The sequence below is a fragment of the Nocardioides sp. genome, assembly GCF_050246775.1.
GTDB lineage: Bacteria > Actinomycetota > Actinomycetes > Propionibacteriales > Nocardioidaceae > Nocardioides.
Map to the genome: position 1 here is coordinate 69,496 of NZ_JBFWVK010000001.1, position 16,774 is coordinate 86,269.

Annotated in this window: 19 protein-coding genes; 2 read left to right on the forward strand and 17 right to left on the reverse strand. The window is 68.5% G+C overall.

Features of this window, described 5'->3' with window-relative positions; translation table 11 throughout:
- Positions 1-2: 2 nt before the first annotated feature.
- From AB7I40_RS00330 to rpsP, 9 genes are all read right to left on the reverse strand, one after another.
- Positions 3-311, reverse strand: a complete 309-nt coding sequence (locus AB7I40_RS00330) for a DUF2469 domain-containing protein (protein WP_428345434.1) — start codon at positions 309-311, stop codon at positions 3-5.
- The gene (locus AB7I40_RS00335) at positions 308-1,039 is read right to left on the reverse strand and encodes a ribonuclease HII (RefSeq protein WP_428345435.1); all 732 of its coding nucleotides are present in this window, start codon (positions 1,037-1,039) and stop codon (positions 308-310) included. The genes AB7I40_RS00330 and AB7I40_RS00335 overlap by 4 nt, the downstream gene beginning before the upstream one ends.
- A complete protein-coding gene (gene lepB, locus AB7I40_RS00340) occupies positions 1,036-1,839 on the reverse strand; it encodes a signal peptidase I (protein WP_428345436.1) in 804 nt (267 codons plus the stop codon). The genes AB7I40_RS00335 and lepB (AB7I40_RS00340) overlap by 4 nt, the downstream gene beginning before the upstream one ends.
- Positions 1,840-1,876: 37 nt before the next feature.
- Positions 1,877-2,629, reverse strand: coding sequence for a signal peptidase I (gene lepB / locus AB7I40_RS00345; RefSeq protein WP_428345437.1), 753 nt, complete (start codon positions 2,627-2,629; stop codon positions 1,877-1,879).
- Positions 2,630-2,653: 24 nt separating this feature from the next.
- A complete protein-coding gene (rplS, locus tag AB7I40_RS00350; protein ID WP_428345438.1) occupies positions 2,654-3,004 on the reverse strand; it encodes a 50S ribosomal protein L19 in 351 nt (116 codons plus the stop codon).
- A 193-nt stretch (positions 3,005-3,197) separates the two neighbouring features.
- On the reverse strand, positions 3,198-4,340 hold the full coding sequence (gene trmD, locus AB7I40_RS00355) for a tRNA (guanosine(37)-N1)-methyltransferase TrmD (RefSeq protein WP_428345439.1): 1,143 nt from the start codon (positions 4,338-4,340) through the stop codon (positions 3,198-3,200).
- Positions 4,340-4,888, reverse strand: coding sequence for a ribosome maturation factor RimM (gene rimM, locus AB7I40_RS00360; protein ID WP_428345440.1), 549 nt, complete (start codon positions 4,886-4,888; stop codon positions 4,340-4,342). The genes trmD and rimM overlap by 1 nt, the downstream gene beginning before the upstream one ends.
- A gap of 117 nt (positions 4,889-5,005) precedes the next feature.
- On the reverse strand, positions 5,006-5,248 hold the full coding sequence (locus tag AB7I40_RS00365) for an RNA-binding protein (RefSeq protein WP_428345441.1): 243 nt from the start codon (positions 5,246-5,248) through the stop codon (positions 5,006-5,008).
- A gap of 2 nt (positions 5,249-5,250) precedes the next feature.
- The gene (gene rpsP, locus AB7I40_RS00370) at positions 5,251-5,751 is read right to left on the reverse strand and encodes a 30S ribosomal protein S16 (protein WP_428345442.1); all 501 of its coding nucleotides are present in this window, start codon (positions 5,749-5,751) and stop codon (positions 5,251-5,253) included.
- A gap of 285 nt (positions 5,752-6,036) precedes the next feature.
- On the opposite strand from rpsP, the gene AB7I40_RS00375 reads away from it, so the two are divergent.
- On the forward strand, positions 6,037-6,912 hold the full coding sequence (locus AB7I40_RS00375; RefSeq protein ID WP_428345443.1) for a VanW family protein: 876 nt from the start codon (positions 6,037-6,039) through the stop codon (positions 6,910-6,912).
- A 2-nt stretch (positions 6,913-6,914) separates the two neighbouring features.
- Here AB7I40_RS00375 and AB7I40_RS00380 read toward each other — a convergent pair whose 3' ends face one another.
- The 4 genes from AB7I40_RS00380 to ffh all read right to left on the reverse strand — a co-directional run bounded on the left by AB7I40_RS00380 (position 6,915) and on the right by ffh (position 11,940).
- Positions 6,915-8,540: a CHAP domain-containing protein gene (locus tag AB7I40_RS00380; RefSeq protein WP_428345444.1), complete on the reverse strand. Its 1,626-nt coding sequence runs from the start codon at positions 8,538-8,540 to the stop codon at positions 6,915-6,917.
- A gap of 71 nt (positions 8,541-8,611) precedes the next feature.
- Positions 8,612-9,148: a hypothetical protein gene (locus AB7I40_RS00385; RefSeq protein ID WP_428345445.1), complete on the reverse strand. Its 537-nt coding sequence runs from the start codon at positions 9,146-9,148 to the stop codon at positions 8,612-8,614.
- Positions 9,149-9,155: 7 nt separating this feature from the next.
- Complete coding sequence (locus AB7I40_RS00390) at positions 9,156-10,226, reverse strand: amidohydrolase family protein (RefSeq protein WP_428345446.1); 1,071 nt, start codon at positions 10,224-10,226, stop codon at positions 9,156-9,158.
- A gap of 157 nt (positions 10,227-10,383) precedes the next feature.
- Positions 10,384-11,940: a signal recognition particle protein gene (gene ffh, locus AB7I40_RS00395; protein ID WP_428345447.1), complete on the reverse strand. Its 1,557-nt coding sequence runs from the start codon at positions 11,938-11,940 to the stop codon at positions 10,384-10,386.
- Between the two features lie 72 nt (positions 11,941-12,012).
- Between ffh and AB7I40_RS00400 the strand changes: the two genes are divergently transcribed.
- Positions 12,013-12,321 carry a hypothetical protein gene (locus AB7I40_RS00400; protein WP_428345448.1) on the forward strand — a complete coding sequence of 103 codons (309 nt, stop codon included), beginning with the start codon at positions 12,013-12,015 and terminating at the stop codon, positions 12,319-12,321.
- Here AB7I40_RS00400 and AB7I40_RS00405 read toward each other — a convergent pair.
- From AB7I40_RS00405 to AB7I40_RS00420, 4 genes are all read right to left on the reverse strand, one after another.
- Positions 12,278-14,545, reverse strand: a complete 2,268-nt coding sequence (locus tag AB7I40_RS00405) for a [protein-PII] uridylyltransferase (protein ID WP_428345449.1) — start codon at positions 14,543-14,545, stop codon at positions 12,278-12,280. The two genes, AB7I40_RS00400 and AB7I40_RS00405, sit on opposite strands and share 44 nt — an antisense overlap.
- A 12-nt stretch (positions 14,546-14,557) precedes the next feature.
- Positions 14,558-14,896 carry a P-II family nitrogen regulator gene (locus AB7I40_RS00410; protein WP_428345450.1) on the reverse strand — a complete coding sequence of 113 codons (339 nt, stop codon included), beginning with the start codon at positions 14,894-14,896 and terminating at the stop codon, positions 14,558-14,560.
- Positions 14,897-14,977: 81 nt separating this feature from the next.
- The gene (locus AB7I40_RS00415) at positions 14,978-15,316 is read right to left on the reverse strand and encodes a P-II family nitrogen regulator (RefSeq protein WP_428345451.1); all 339 of its coding nucleotides are present in this window, start codon (positions 15,314-15,316) and stop codon (positions 14,978-14,980) included.
- On the reverse strand, positions 15,313-16,617 hold the full coding sequence (locus AB7I40_RS00420) for an ammonium transporter (protein ID WP_428345452.1): 1,305 nt from the start codon (positions 16,615-16,617) through the stop codon (positions 15,313-15,315). The genes AB7I40_RS00415 and AB7I40_RS00420 overlap by 4 nt, the downstream gene beginning before the upstream one ends.
- Positions 16,618-16,774 lie beyond the last annotated feature (157 nt).

Sequence of the window (16,774 nt, forward strand, 5' to 3'; positions counted from 1 at the left end):
GATCAGGCCTTCGGCGGGTCGATGTCCTGCGGGCTGAGCTCCTCGACGTTGACGTCCTTGAAGGTCAGCACCTTGACGTTCTTGGCGAACCGGGCGGGCCGGTACATGTCCCACACCCAGGCATCGGTCATCGACACCTCGAAGAACACGTCTCCGGCCTCGGTGCGCGCCTTCACATCGACCTGGTTGCACAGGTAGAAGCGACGGTCGGTCTCCACGACATACTTGAAGATGGCGACCACGTCGCGGTACTCGCGATAGAGGTTGAGCTCCATCTCGGTCTCGTACTTCTCGAGATCCTCGGCACTCATCTCGACTCCTCAGTCCTGGACGCGATCTCGGCTGGCAAGACCACCGACTCCCCATTCTGCCCGTCCGGGTCGAGACCCTGCCCCGCGGCCCGCCGTACGTTGACGAAGCGCCTGCGATGAATCTCGCACGGACCGTGCTCCAGGAGGGCAGCACTGTGCACCTCGGTGATGTAACCCTTGTGCGTCTTGAAGTCGTACGACGGGTAGTCGGCATCGAGCCGCACCATGATCCGGTCACGGGTCACCTTGGCCAGAACCGACGCGGCCGCGACGCAGGCCGCCACCCGATCGCCCTTCCAGACCGCCAGGCCGGGCGCCCCGAGGCCGTCGACCGGGAACCCGTCGGTGAGCACGTAGCCCGGCTTCAGCTCGAGCAGGGCGACAGCTCGCCTCAGCGCCTCGATGTTGGCGACGTGCATGCCGAGACGGTCGCACTCCTCGGGCTCGATGATCACCACCGACCACGCCAGTGCCCGGCGCACGATGTGGGAGTAGCACCTCTCGCGAGCCTTCTCGGTGAGAAGCTTGGAGTCCGCGAGGCCGGGGATGACCCCGGCGCGCCCCTCGGGCAGGATGGCGGCGCCGGCGACCAGGGGCCCGGCGCAAGCGCCTCGACCAGCCTCGTCGACCCCGGCGATCGGATCCAGGCCGCTGCGGCGCAGCGCCCGCTCGAAGCCGTAGAGCCCGGCGTCACGGCGCAGTGTCACACCCCGTGGAAGGTCGCTCATGAGGCGTCCGGGATGTCCTCGAAGGTCGCGGGCCGCTTGATCCAGCCGAAGTGGTCGCGTGGCCAGACCAGCACGAAGACCTTGCCGACCACGAGGCTCGCCGAGACATAGGTCGGCCCTGGATTCTTCAGGTGGTAGGAGGAGTCGGCCGACATGTCGCGGTGATCGCCCATCACAAAGATCTTGCCGGCCGGCACGGGGCCGGCCTTCCAGTCGCGCTGGCACTGGGGACTGACCATGGGCCCGTTGCACCGGGCCTGGTTCTTCAGGTAGGGCTCGTTGAGAGGCACGCCGTTGACGCTGATCCGGCCCTCGTCGTCACAACAGACGACGGTGTCACCTGCGACACCGATCACCCGCTTCACCAGGTGGCCGCCGGAGGGGTAGAGCCCCACCTTCTCGAGAGCCTTCTGGAACAGGCTGCTGGGCGCGTTGGACTCGGAGGGGTCCAGCCACCCCCCCGGGTCCTTGAACACGACGACGTCACCACGCTGGGGCGTGGCGGAGCCCCAGTAGGACCACTTCTCCACCAGGATCCGGTCGTTCTTGACCAAGCCGGGCTCCATCGACTCCGACGGAATGTAGAACGCCTGGACGAAGAAGGCCTTGATGACCACGGCCAGCACCAGCGCGACGGCGAGGAGCAGAATCGACTCCTGCCAGACCGGGAGGTGCTTCTTGGTGGCCTTCTTGTCCGCCCGACGCCTTGAGCGTCGCTGGGACCGGGTGGAGCGTGGGGCCGACTCTGCCTCCGCCGCCTCGACCTCGTCGGCTGCCGGGTCGCGGTCCTCGATACTCACGCGGCGAAGCCTACTGAGCCTGCGGTGACCATGACGTTCAGCCCCCGTCGAGATCGGCGAAGGTGGCCGGGCGCTTGACCCATCCGGCGTGCGATACCGGCCAGACCAACGCGAACACCTTGCCCACGACCAGGTAGTTGCCGACGTACTCGTTCCCGGGCACGCACTCGGTCTCGGTGGATCGACACAGGTGCACCGTGGAGTCGCCGGAGTGGTCGCGGTGATCACCCATCACGAAGATGTGGCGAGCAGGGACCGGCCCGGCCGACCAGTGACAGCCGATCATGGGCCCGTTGCAGTTGGCTGCGTTCTTCAGGTAAGGCTCGTCAAGGGCGACACCGTTGACCTCGATGCGACCCTGGTCGTCGCAACAGGTGATCGTGTCCCCGGCAACCCCGATCACCCGTTTCACCAGGTGTCCTCCGGCCGGGTAGAGACCTACCTTCTCCAGGGCCGATTGCACGAAGCCCGGTTGCGCGTCCGCGGCCGGCAGCCAGCCGCCGGGATCCTTGAAGACGACCACGTCGCCCCGTTGCGGTGTGCCCGACCCCCAGTAGGACCACTTCTCCACCAGGATCCGGTCGTTCCTGACCAGGCCGGGCTCCATCGACGCCGACGGGATGTAGAACGCCTGCACGAAGAATGACTTGATCACCACCGCGAGGACCACGGCGACCCCGAGCAGCAGGATCGACTCCTGCCACACGGGCAGATGCTGACGAGAACGCGAAGACCGCGACCCCGGACCGGACTGTTCGTCGGTCTGGGTGTCGCGGTCCTCGGTGGTCACGGCCGAAGCCTAACCAGCAGACGCTCAGAGTTCGCGGCGTTCCTTGATCTTGGCAGCCTTGCCGCGCAGGTTGCGCAGGTAGTAGAGCTTGGCGCGGCGCACGTCACCACGAGTGACCACCTCGATCTTCTCGAAGATCGGGGAGTTCAGCGGGAAGGTGCGCTCGACGCCGACACCGAAGGAGACCTTGCGCACCGTGAAGGTGCGACCGATGCCCGCGCCGTGGATGCGGATGACGACGCCCTGGAAGATCTGGATGCGCGAGCGGTTGCCCTCGACGACCTTCACGTGGACCTTGATGTTGTCACCGGCGCGGAAGGCCGGGACGTCGTCGCGCTTGTGGACGCTTGCGAGTTCGGTGATGACGTTGGTCATGATGTGCTCCTGACGAGTGCCACAGGTCAGCCGCGGATCAGATGTCTCGATGGTGTGGGCCGGGTGTGATGACTGGTGCGCGACGCCCCCTGTGGCAGGTGTGCGCGCTCATCCCCCGTGCTGCGCGCGAGGTGATGGTTCAGTCGACTCGACCGAGGGGCAAGTTTGCCACAGTGGCGGGGTGCGGTGGAAATCAGCGTCGTTTGCCCAGGACGACCGCGACCGAGTCCCCCAGGGGTCCATACACGGAGAAGCCCGCCTTCTTGTACATCCGGAGGTTCTCGAGGCTGCGTTCCCCGGTGATGAGGCGGTACGACGTGGCCTGGGGAGGAGCAACCTCCTGGATGTGTTCCAGCAGGCGACGACCCAGACCGCGGCCCTGGAGGTCCGGAGCCACCATCAGGCGGCCGATCTCCCAGACGTCGCCCTCCAGGGTGCCCCGGACCGACCCGATGAGGCGCCCGGCGCTGCGCAGGACGTAGGTCTGCCAGCTGGCCAGGCTCGCCTCCACGTCGGCGAGCGACTCGTGGATGGTGGGAATCGCGAGGGTCTCGTTCGACATCACTTCCTGAAGCCAGCAGGCGCGTTGCAGGGTGAGGATCTCCCCCGCGTCCGCCCGCGTGGCCAGGGCCAGCTCTGCCTCCTCGACCAGATGGCTGGCCGGGACGAGATCGGGACGACGCGCCGCCGTGCGGCGTACTGCCTGCTCGTGTCGCCACGCAGCGATGGCGCCGTGGTCTCCGGACAGCAGCACCTCGGGTACGGCGCGACCCTGCCAGGTCGCCGGCTTGGTGTAGACGGGGTATTCCAGCAACCCGTCCTCGTGGGACTCCTCGCTCAAGGACGCGGGGTTGCCCATGAATCCGGGGAGGAGGCGGATCACTGCCTCGATGATGACCAGCGCGGCCACCTCTCCCCCGTTGAGCACGTAGTCGCCCACGGAGATCTCGCGAACCTCGTGGTGTACTGCGGCCTCGTCGACCACCCGCTGGTCGATGCCCTCGTAGCGCCCACAGGCGAAGACCAGGTGCTTGTGGGTGGCCAGCTCCCTGGCGAGAGCCTGGGTGAACGGCTCGCCGCTCGGGGTGGTGACCACCACGGTGCTGTCGGGGCCCGCGACGGCCTCGAGCGCTTCGCCCCACGGCTCGGGCTTCATGACCATGCCGGCGCCACCCCCGTAGGGCGTGTCGTCGACAGTGCGGTGTCGGTCGTGGGTCCAGTCGCGGAGGTCATGGACGGCGACCTCCAGCAGACCCTTCTCCTGCGCCTTGCCGGGCAGGGACAGGGACAGGGGTGCGAAGTAGTCCGGGAAGATCGAGAGGATCTCGACCTTCATCACGCGTCCTCCGGCAGCGGCGTGACCAGCCCAGGACGGTCGGCCACGACGATCCGTCCACCCGGGAGGTCGACCACGGGGACGAGCGCCTTGACGAACGGCACCAGGGTGTCGCGACCGTCGGACGTGCGGATCGTGAGCAGGTCCTGGGCACCCCCGTGCACGAGCGTGGTCACCTCACCGAGGTGCACGCCCTCCTCGTCGTACGCCGCCAATCCGATCAGCTGGTGGTCGTAGAACTCGTCAGGGTCGGCAGGTGACTCGGACGCGTCGACGTCGGCGTGGAGCAGCAGACCGCGGGCCGCCTCGGCCTCGGTGCGCCCGGGGACCTCGACGAACCGCGCCAGCAGGCGCGACGAATGCCACCGCACGCTCTGCACGGTGACCGAGCGCAGCGGGTTCGTGCTGCCCTTGGGTGGTTCGGCGCGCAGCACCGTCCCCGGGGCGAACCGTCGGTCCGGTTCGTCGGTGCGGACATCGATGCTCACCTCGCCCCGAAGCCCGTGGGGCTTGCCGATCCGGCCGACGACGACCTCGATGGTGTTCACGGCAAAAGGGTAGGGGCTCGGCGAGCTTCCGCGATCATCTGGGGAACCGTCACGATGAAACGCACAACGGGCGCCACACCCGAAGGTGTGGCACCCGTTGGTGCTGCGAAGTGGGCCTCAGCGTCGGCGGTCGACATCGACGAAGTCGATGCGAGCACCACTGCGACCGGCAAGCGCCGAGATCACGGTGCGGAACGCCGTGGCGGTGCGGCCGTTGCGGCCGATCACCTTGCCGAGGTCGTCAGGGTGCACCCGAACCTCGAGGATCGAGCCGCGCCTCAACTGCTTGTCGCGCACCGAGACGTCGTCAGGGTTGTCGACGACTCCCCGGACAAGGTGCTCCAGAGCGTCAGCCAGCATGCTCAGGCCTCGGCGGGTGCGTCGGTCGTCTCGGCGGCCTCGGCCACCTCAGCGGCAACCTCGGGAGTCTCAGAGGCCGGAACCTCGGCAGGAGCCTCCTCGGCCTTCGGCTCGGACTTCTTCGCGGCCTTCTTGGTCGTGGCGCCGGCCTTGGGCTCGGCGCTGGACTCCTTGAGGGCCTCGTTGAAGATCTCGAGCTTGTCGCGCTTCGGCTCCTTGACCTTCAAGGTGCCCTCGGTGCCGGGCAGGCCCTTGAACGTCTGCCAGTCACCGGTGATCTTCAAGATGACCTCGACGGCCTCGGTCGGCTGTGCGCCGACCCCGAGCCAGTACTGCGCCCGCTCGGAGACGACGTCGATGTAGGACGGGTCCTCCTTGGGGTGGTACTTGCCGATCTCTTCGATGACGCGGCCGTCACGCTTCTTGCGGGCGTCGACGACGACGATGCGGTACTGCGGAACCCGGACCTTGCCCAGGCGCTTCAAACGGATCTTGACGGCCACGTTTGTGGTGTCTCCTCGAAATTAGATGTGGGTGAGATTCTCCGGGGCCGGGTGGGGACACCAGGTCGGCGAATCTCCATGGGCGCTGCGTCCTCAGGATGAGAGGGTCCGGAGGCGCAGGACTCAGCCGCACATTCTGCCAGACAGCCACGCACGCAGAACAATCGGGAGCCCGATCGCCCCAACCACTCGCCACCGGGCCGCGTCGCAATGGTGAAGCGCGGCAACAAAACCGCGACGACGGGGAACGGGAGTGCGATGTCCACGAGCACGACGACAGCGACGATGAGTCTGGCACAGGCGCGGGCCACCGGGTTCGCGGTGCCTGAGCGACTCACCGCTCCACCCCGGCTCAGCGAACGTGTCCCGGCCCTCTATCCCCTTGCGGTCCGCACCCACCGCGCCAGACGCCGCCTGCGGTGGCTGTGCTCGACGGGACCGTGGGCCGCGGCCCGCCAGGCCGAGCCGCTGCCCGAACGCATCAAGAAGCACAGCTCGTTGCTCCTGCGCGACCTCGCGCCGGATCAGATGCTCTGGCAGCACAACAAGGTCACCAACCTCGCTCTGGCCGCGGCCAGGGTCGACACAGTGCTGATCCGGCCCGGCGAGAGCTTCTCCTTCAACAAGGTGGTCGGCAACTGCAGCCGCCGCAAGGGGTACCTCGAGGGCATGCGCCTGTCCAACGGCGAGGCCGGATCCGGTGTCGGTGGCGGGATCTGCCAGCTGGCGAACCTGCTGCACTGGATGTTCCTGCACAGCCCGCTCACCGTGGTCGAGCGCTCGGAGCACAGCTTCGACCCGTTCCCCGACAAGGGCCGGGTGCTGCCGTGGGGTGTGGGCTGCTCGATCGTCTACAACTATGTCGACCTGGTGGTGCGCAACGACACCGCCACCACGTTCCAGCTGCGCTGCTGGGTCGATGAGAGGCACCTGCGCGGGGAGCTGCGCGCCGACTCCCCCGGTGATTTCCGCTACCGCGTGCAGGCACGCGACGAGGCGTTCCTGCGCTATGACGGGCGGGTCTACCGGCGCAACGAGATCTGGCGTACGGCGATCGCCCGTGACACCGGCCTGCGGGCCTTCGAGGAACGGGTCAAGTCGAACTGTGCGCTGGTCAAGTACCTGCCCGACGAGCAGCGGATCATCGACCTCGTGGACTGACGTCAGGAGATGCGCACGGTGCGGGTCACCGGGACGGTGGCTGTCAGCGTCTCGCCGCCCAGGAACCGCAGTGTGTAGGTGGCCCGGCCGGCGGGCAGGCCGGTCAGGACCGCGTGCCCGACGCCACGGCGTAGCGTCACCTCGGCCACGACCTTGCCCTCGGCACGGATCCGGACGATCCCGGTCACCTGGTCGACCCCTGGCGCGGTGACGGTGAGGTCGAAGCGGGCCCGGCCCGGGTGCGGGCTGCTGGCCTGGATCTGGAGCCGGGACACCGCGAGCACTCGCGCCGTGCTCGGTGTCCGCGCCGCCAGTGTGGTGTAGCCCGGCCGCACCACGGCGACCCGGGCCTGCAGGCGCGTGCCGAGATCAGCGGCAGTGAGCGTGTAGGTGGACAGACCGGTGTCGGGGAGCCATACGCCGTCGCGGATCCAGCGCACGATCACCGCCGAACCTGCTGGCGAGTAGGCACCCGGGTCCACGCTGAGCGTGGCACCCAGCCGTGGCTCACCGGTGAGCACCGGCGCCCGGGTCTGGGTCAGGGTGCCCGGCGCCACCAGGGCGCTGGCGGTGGCTCGGGAGGTCACGTCGACGTACCCCTCACGGGTCGCCTTCACCGCGACCGAGAGCTGCTTCCCGACCATGGTCGCGTCGAGCTTGAGTCGGGCCGCGGTCGCGCCGGCGATCGGCTGGTCGTCGGCGGACCACTGGTAGGTCAGCGATGTCGGCGCCGGGGACCAGGTCCCGGCCGACGCGGTGAGGGTGCCGTCCACGACCGGGGTTCCGGAGATGACGGGAGCCACGGTGTTGGTGATCACCCCGGGGAGGACCGCCGGAGTCAGGGTCGAGGAGGCGTCATGAGAGGGGAAGCCCAGCTTCGTCGCGGTCACCCGAACGGCGACTCTCTGGCCCTGCTGGGCGAGCTTGATCTTGTACGTCGGCGCGGTGGCGCCGGGGATGATCTCGCCACCGGAGCGCCACTGGTAGGTGTAACTGGCGCCGCCGGGCGACCAGGTGCCCGGCGATGCGGTCAGGACCGCACCCACCTTCGCGGTCCCGGACACGGCCGGGCGCGCGGTGTTCGTGAGGTCGACGTCGTTGAAGTGCACGAATCCGCTCGGCCAGCTTCCCCCGGCGCGCGTGATCCGGGCCCAGGAGAAGTCACCGCCCCAGCTGTCCTGGGAGACGATGATCTCGTCGGGTGAGATGACCTGCTCGACATACGCCACGTGGCCGGCCGACCCGGCCGGCTTCACGTTGGCCTTCCACCAGGCCACGGCGCCCACGGCCGGGATGCCGTCGGTGATGTCGGGGTTCTCGGTGCCCCAGAAGGTGGCGTTGCCGCCGCCCGACCACGGCCGGACGTTGGGCATGCCGCTGTCGACCATCCGGAAGGCCGCGTAGTTGGTGCAGTTGTGACCCGAGTACATGCGCCAGAACATGGTGTGGTCGACCTTGCGGTAGCCGTGCGCCGACATCCCGAGCTTGGTGCACGCGGCGTATCCGGTGCACAAGGTGGTCGAGGTCGCCGACGCGGGAGAGGCCACGAACGCCAGCCCGGTCGCGGGCAGGAGGACGACGGCGAGCGTGGCCAGGGCGCGGACGAGTCGGGGTACAAGTCGGGTCACGAGCGGGAGTCTAGTGAAGTTGTGGGGCTCGAGTGACAGAACGAATGAATTGTCAACGCGACGCGCCGGTTTCAACCTCGAGTTCTGAGTCGTTCGTCCAGGCCTCCGGCCAGGCCCTGAACGGTCATCAGGTCGATCAGCCCTCCCAGGGTGGCTGCCAGTCTGCGATGGCGCACGGGAGCCAGCCGCAACCGCAGGTGCAGCCGGGACCGGTCTCCCGCCACCGGCGTCAGGAACAGGCACCAGGTCACAAAGGTCCGCCCCCGCTGCGAGGTGTGCAGCAGGTACGACGAGGGCTCGATCGCCGTCACCGTGAACGTGGCCCGCGCCCCTCCCCAGTCGGGGATCACGTCCCCGGCCCGCAGGTGCAGCCAGGCGTCGTCGAGGCGTCTCAGCGCCCGACGCGAGACTGGGACGAACCGCTCGACGGCACGAGGCAGGTACCAGCCCGCGCGCCGCTTGCCGAGCTGGACCAGCCAGGGCCAGACGCTCTCAGGTGGGGCCGGCAAGGTGAAGGCCCGGTCCATCACCACGTCCGGCCGGTGGATGAGGTCGTCCCCGGGCAGGTGGGCGGCCACCTCCTCAGCGGTCGGGCGGACCCGGGTCATGTCGTGCTCACGCCACGACGACGCCGCGCAGGACGACCCGGCTGGGAGTGCGCAGCACGCTGAGGTCCTCCAGCGGGTTGCGGTCGAAGACCACGAAGTCGGCCGGCGCCCCCTCCTCCAGGGTGGCGTTCCAGCCCAGCCACTCACGGGCGCGCCAGCTGGCGGCCCCGAGGGCGTCCTCAGCCGGCATCCCGAACGCGGCCAGCTCCAGCACCTCGTCGGCGATGCCCCCATGCGGGAGGATCCCTCCCGCATCGGTCCCGGCGTAGATCGCCACCCCAGCCTCAAAGGCAGCCATGATCGTGTCGCGGCGCCGCGCATGCAGATCCAGCATGTGGGCGGCGTACTCGGGAAACCTCTCGGCTCCGGCCGCGGCGAAGGCGGGAAAGTTGTCGAGCTGCTTGACCGTGGGCACCAAGGCGGTGCCCTGCGCCACCATCTCATCGATCAGGTCGGTGGACAGTCCGGTCCCGTGCTCGATGCAGTCGATGCCCGCAGCGATGAGAGCAGGCAGGGCGGCTTCACCGAACACGTGGGCGGTGACGCGCGCGCCGTGCTCGTGCGCTGCGCTGATCGCCGCCGTCACCGCCTCGCCGTCCCAGCTCGGCGCCAGATCACCAGCATCTCGCGAGATCCAGTCCCCCACGAGCTTGATCCAACCGTCGCCTCGCTCGGCCTCGGCGATGGCGAACGCCGTCAGGTCCTCCGGCTCGATCTCGTGGGCATAGCCACGCATGTAGCGCCGGGTGCGCGCGAGATGACGTCCGGCCCGAATGAGCCTGGGGAGGTCATCGCGCTGTTGGACCCACCGGGTGTCGCTGGCCGAGCCGCAGTCGCGCAGCAGCAACGCCCCCGAGTCACGATCGGCCACTGCCTGCCGCTCGGTCTCGTCGTCCTCGACGGCGCCGTCGGGACCGAGACCGATGTGGCAGTGGGCATCCACCAGCCCGGGCACGATCCAGCCCTCGATGACGGACTCGACGCCCGACTGCTTCTCGTAGGTCACGTGACCGCCGACCACGTAGAGCTCACGAGCCTCTGCCTCAGGGAGCACAGGCCCAGCAAATTTCAGCACCATGGGCGAGACGCTATCGGGTGCGCGGTTCAGCGAGTCCGGGGTGTCGATGACCCGAAGGTGTCTTGCACGCGGTCACCCCAGTCCCCGAGGGTGGGGGCGTCCGGGGCGACCTCGTTCGGCCGTTTCTGCGCGGTCGACGAGGGACGCCGGGCCTCACTCACTTCAGGAACTTGGAGAAGTCCTTCGGCAGCTGCAGGTCGGCAGCAGCGGCATCGACATCGATCTGCTCGGGGTTGCCGAAGGGATTGGCAGGGTTCTTCTCCGCCCGCGAGGCGATGGCCTTCTGCTGGGCTGCCGCCTTGGCAGGGTTGCCCGACACCCGCTTCTTGCCCTTCGCCGGCGCCTTGCCCTTGCCACGCTTGCCGGCACCGATGCCCATCCCGGGCACGGTTGGCATGCCTGGGACCCCACCGCCACGCGCCATCGACTGCATCATCTTGCGGGCCTCGAAGAACCGGTCCACGAGCTGGTTGACGTCCGAGACCTGGCGCCCCGAGCCCTTCGCGATGCGGGCGCGACGTGAGCCGTCGATGATCTTGGGGTTGTCCCGCTCAGCCGGCGTCATCGACTGGATGACTGCCTGGATGCGGTCGATCTCGCGCTCGTCGAAGTTCTCCAGCTGCTCGCGCATCTGCCCCATGCCCGGCAGCATCCCCATGATCTTCGACAGCGAGCCCAGCTTGCGGATCTGTTGCATCTGCTTGAGGAAGTCGTCGAGGGTGAAGTCTCCCGTGGAGACCAGCTTCTCGGCCGCCTTGCGGGACTCCTCGGAGTCGAAGGTCTTCTCGGCCTGCTCGATCAGGGTGAGCATGTCGCCCATGTCGAGGATGCGCGATGCCATCCGGTCGGGGTGGAACAGGTCGAAGTCGGTCATCTTCTCGCCGTTGGAGGCGAACATGACCGGCTTGCCCGTGATCGAGGCGATGGACAGCGCGGCACCGCCGCGGGCGTCACCGTCGAGCTTGGTGAGCACGACACCGTCGTACCCCACGCCCTCCTGGAAGGCCAGTGCCGTGTTGACGGCGTCCTGACCGATCATCGCGTCGACGACGAAGAGGATCTCGTCAGGGTGGACGGCGTCACGGATGTCGGAGGCCTGTTGCATCAGATCGGCATCGACTCCGAGTCGACCCGCGGTGTCGACGATGACGACGTCGTGGAGCTTGCGCCTGGCCTCCTCGATCGACTGACGCGCCACGGCGACCGGGTCGCCGGTGCCGTTGCCTGCCTCGGGTGCGAAGACGGGGACGCCGACCCGCTCACCGTTGACCTGCAGCTGGTTCACGGCGTTGGGCCGTTGGAGGTCGGCGGCCACCAGGATCGGTGTCTTGCCCTGCTCCTTGAGCCACAGCGCCAGCTTGGCCGCCAAGGTGGTCTTGCCGGCACCCTGGAGCCCCGCCAGCATGATCACCGTCGGCCCGGTCTTGGCGAACCGCAGGCGACGGGTCTCACCGCCCAGGATGGTGACGAGCTCCTCGTTGACGATCTTGACGACCTGCTGGGCCGGGTTCAGCGCCCCGCTGACCTCTTCGCCGCGAGCGCGCTCCTTGACAGCGGCCACGAAGTCCTTGACCACCGGAAGGGCGACATCGGCCTCGAGGAGCGCGATGCGGATCTCGCGGGCCGTGGCGTCGATGTCGGCTTCGGAGAGCTTGCCCTTCCCCCGCAGGTTCTTGAAGGTGTCGGCAAGCCGGTCGGAAAGTGTTGCGAACAAGACGGCGACCTCAGGGCTGGAGTTGGCAGGATCAGGGACAAGGGTAACCGGCGGCGTCCTAGGGTTGCCGACATGGCGGGATGGGTCTTCGGCACGGCTGCCTTTGTGGTGCTCTTCCTCGTGGTGGTGGCGGTGGCCCACCACACCCTGACGAAGTCGGGCAACGCTTCGAGTGGCATGGGCGACGCCCTGGGCAACTTCATCGACGTCTTCGACCCGGCCCGAGCCCGCGCCGACCGCGACCTGAAGTCACACCAGAACCAGGGACCGGTGATTCCCTCGCCGGATGACGACGATGTCCCGATCCGGGTGATCGATGCGGGTGGTCGGCGGATCGTCAGGATCCGACGACCGCCTCCTCAGCCTCCGCGGGACGTTTGATCGTCGCCTGCAGGGCGTCGCGCACCGCGTGCGCCGCAGAGGCCGCCCGCTCCTCCGACAGCGCGCCGGCGCCGCTCTCCTGGACGTAGAAGACATCGACCGCCTGGGGACCCAGGGTCGACATGTGGGCCGACTTCACCGACAGGTCCAGTGAGGCGAGGGCGGCGCAGACCAGGTGGACGACTCCGGGGCGGTTGTCCATGCGGACCTCCAGGACCGTCGCGCGCCGCGAGGCCTCAGGGCGTACGGCGACCGCGGGCTCGAGGCGCGCGGGGGCCGGCCGGGACAGCCGGCTGGCGTCCACCCTGCCCTCGCCGATGGCGGCCATCCGCTGCCGCAACACCCGCGGGTCGAGATCGTGCTCGGCGACCTGCCAGACCGACACCCCGACGGTGTCCTGCACCCAGGCACGGGCCGCCTGCACCGAGGTGCGCTGCAAGGCGAACATGGCCGCCGCATCCGCGAGCAACCCCACCCGGTCGCCGGAGATCACCGTCACCCGGGACCCCTCCGGCGCCGACTCGACCTCGATCGCGATGGCGGCCGGATCGCGCCGTACCTCCTTCGGGATGGGGACCTCGACATCGGGGACCCGGGGGGCAGACGAGCCGGCCGCCGTGGCGATCAGGGCCGCCAGGCAGCGACGCGCCAGCTGGTGGACCAGGCTCGCACGCCAGGTCGACCAGGCCTTGGGGGACGCCGCCTTCGCGTCGGCCTCGCTCAAGGCCGCCAGCAGGGACAGGGCCTCGGGAGAGGTGATCCGCGAGATCACCAGCTCCACGGTGGCCGGGTCGTCGGGATCGCGCGTCGTAGCGGTCTCGGCGAGCAGCAGGTGCCAGCGCACCAGCATGGCGATGAGCTCGACCTCCTCGGGCTCGAAGCCCATGCGGATGGCGATCTCGCGGGCGATCGGCTCCCCGGCGGCGCTGTGGGACTGCAGCCCGCCCTTGCCGATGTCGTGCAGCAGCGCGGCGACCACGAGAAGGTCCGGCCGGGCGACCTTGCGGATCAGCGCCGCAGCCTCGATGCAGGTCTCCACGACGTGCCGGTCGACGGTGAAGCGATGGATCGCGCTCGCATGGGGCAACATCCGGATGCGCTCCCACTCGGGCAGGATCCGGTGGAGCGCGCCGGTCTCCTCAAGGGTCTCCCAGACCCCCAGCAGGCCCGGTCCGGCGGCCAGCAGCCGGACCAGGAGCTGTTGCGCGGCCGCGGGCCACGGGACCGGGAGGTCCGGACACTCGCGCACCAACCGGGCCGCCGTCGCCGGCGCGAGGACCGCGTTGCGTTCGGCTGCCTCGGCCGCGGCGCGTAGCAGCAGCAGCGGGTCCGTTTCGGGCCTGGCCCTGGCGTCGAGCACCACCTCCGCCCCTGAGATCGCCACTCCGGGCGCGATCGTGGTCAGGGAGGGCTTGCGCACCCGCACCGAGGTGGGTCGCTCCAACACCGCCTCGACCCGGCGCCACGTGAGCCGAGACAGGTGGGTGATCCGACGGCCGAGCACTCGCACGTGCACCTGGACGGCGAGGGCGTCTTCCAGGTCCAGCGCCGGCGCCATCTGGTCCCAGAGCTCTGGTGCCACCCGGTCGGTCGAGCGGCCTGCCGTGTCCTGAAGCACGTCGCGGACGTCGAGCAGACTCTGTCGACACCGCTCCAGCTCGACGTGGGGCACGTCGACCAGCCAGGTCGCGACCAGGGCCTTGAGGACGGTGGCGTCGCGCAGTCCGCCTTCGGACTCCTTGAGGTCGGGGACGGAGGCGTGGGCCACCTCCCCCATGAGCTCATGGCGTCCCTCGACCATGGACCGGAGTTCGGCGAGACGTTCGCGAGCCGAGCGGCGCCAGTTGGCCAGGATGGTGGTGCGCACCCGCAGCGTCAGGCTGGGGTCCCCCGCCAGATGACGCATGTCGAGCAGTCCCAGGGCCACCCGGAGGTCGCCCTGAGCTGCCGAGGTCGTCTCCGAGACCGACCGCACCGAGTGATCGAGGTCGGCCGCGGCGTCCCAGAGCGGATACCACAACTGCTCGGCGAGGGGGCCGGGTTCGACGTCGTCCTCGTGGATCAGCACGACGTCGAGGTCCGAGAAGGGGGCCAACTCACCGCGTCCGTATCCCCCGACGGCCACCATGGCCACCCGGGTGTCCGGACCGTCGCAGGCGGCGTACGCCTGCACACACAGTTCGTCGGCTGCAGCGGTGCGCGTGGCGCGTTCGGCTGCAGTCACGGCGCTGTCACGTCAGATCGCGGCCTCGTCGCGGTCGCCGGTGCGCACGCGCACCACCGACTCCACGGTCGAGACCCAGACCTTGCCGTCACCGATCTTGCCCGTCCGGGCTGCGGTGGTGATCGTGTCAAGGACGCTGGCGGCGTCGGCATCGTCGACCACGATCTCGATCCGGATCTTCGGCACCAGCGCGACGTCGTACTCCGCGCCCCGGTAGACCTCGGTGTGACCCTTCTGACGACCGTAGCCACTGACCTCCGAGACCGTCATCCCGGTCACTCCGACCGTCTCGAGGGCCTCACGGACCTGTTCCCACTTGTGCGGCTTGACCACTGCGGTCACGAGCTTCATGCGTTTCTCCCAACAGGTGTGTGCGGGCGGGACACGACTGGGGCCCGGTCCGGATCAACGGACCGAGCCCCAGCGTAGTGATCAGATTGCCGCTTCGTCCCGGTCGCCGGTGCGGACCCGGACGACAGTGTCGACACTGCTGACCCAGACCTTGCCGTCGCCGATGCGACCCGTCTGGGCCGTCTTGACGATGATGCCGACGACGTCATCGGCATCATCGCCGTCGACGACGATCTCGATACGGATCTTGGGCACGAGCGCGATGTCGTACTCCGCGCCCCGATAGACCTCGGTGTGACCCTTCTGACGGCCGTAGCCGCTGACCTCGGACACCGTCATGCCGGTGACCCCGAAGGTCTCGAGGGCCTCGCGCACGTCTTCCCACTTGTGCGGCTTGATGACCGCGGTGATCAGCTTCATGCGTTGACTCCTTGCTGGCTGGAGGTGTTCGCGGCGAGGACGCCGGACCCACCGCCGCTGACCCCGGAGTGCAGGTCGTAGGCGGTCTCACCGTGCTCGGCGAGGTCGATGCCGTTGACCTCGTCCTCCTCGTCGAGGCGCAGGCCGAGCGTGTACTTGATGGCCAGGCCGATGATGGCGGTCAGGACACCGGAGTAGGTGACGGCCACCAGGACACCGAGGGTCTGGTCGCCGAGCGAGCCGAGCCCGCCGCCGTAGAACAGGCCGTCGATCCCACCGGCACCCTCGGAGGTCGAGAAGATGCCGATCAGCACGGTGCCGATGATGCCGCCGACGAGGTGGACACCCACCACGTCGAGCGAGTCGTCGTAGCCGAGCTTGTACTTCAGGCTCACCGCCCAGGCACACACGGCGCCGGCGATGAGACCGATCGCGACGGCGCCACCGATGTCCACCGCACCACAGGCAGGTGTGATGGCGACCAGACCCGCGACGATGCCGGAGGCCGCACCCAGCGACGTGGCCTTGCCGTGGATCAGGCGCTCGATGATCAGCCAGCCGAGCAGCGCGGCCATGGTCGCGAGCGTGGTGTTGGCGAACGTGCGTCCGGTCTCGGAGAAGAACTGCGCGATGTTCTCCTCGTCGGTGGCGCCGGTGAAGACGATCGAGCCGACGTTGAAGCCGTACCAGCCCAGCCACAGCATGCCTGCGCCGAGCATGGTCAGGGTCAGGTTGTGCGGACGCATCTGCTCCTTGGGCCAGCCGATCCGCTTGCCCAACAGCAGGACGAGGACCAGGCCCGCGACACCGGCGTTGATGTGGACCGCCGTACCACCGGCGTAGTCCTGTGCGCCGATGCGGCCACAGATGAGCGAGTCCTCGGTGCAGCTGAACACCATGTGGGCCATCGGGAAGTACACGATGAGGGCCCACAGCGGCACGAAGATCACCCAGGCCGAGAACTTCAGCCGGTCGGCGACAGCACCGCTGATGAGGGCTGCGGTGATGATCGCGAAGGTCATCTGGAACATCACGTAGATGTAGTTGTCAGTCGTGACACCGTCGAGCCACAGCAGCTCGAACGGGTTGGCGAAGAAGGTGCCGTCCCCGCCGAAGCCCATCGACCAGCCGACCGCGACATAGAGGATGCCGACGATCGCCGCTGCGACGAACGACATCATGATCATGTTGAGCACGGACTTGGAGCGCGACATGCCGCCGTAGAAGAGGGCCAGCGCGGGCACCGTCATCATCAGGACGAAGGCAGTCGCCACCAGCATGAAGGCGTAATAGCCGTCCACAGAAAACCTCCAGGAGAACATCATGGAGGGGCAGGTACGACAGCCGACAACGTTGTCGGGACTTCACCCACCCCAGATGTATGAACACTCACCCGTCGCTGTTTCACCGTCGCCGCCGCCATGTTGCGGGCAGGAAACGAGTTCCCCGGATTTGTTA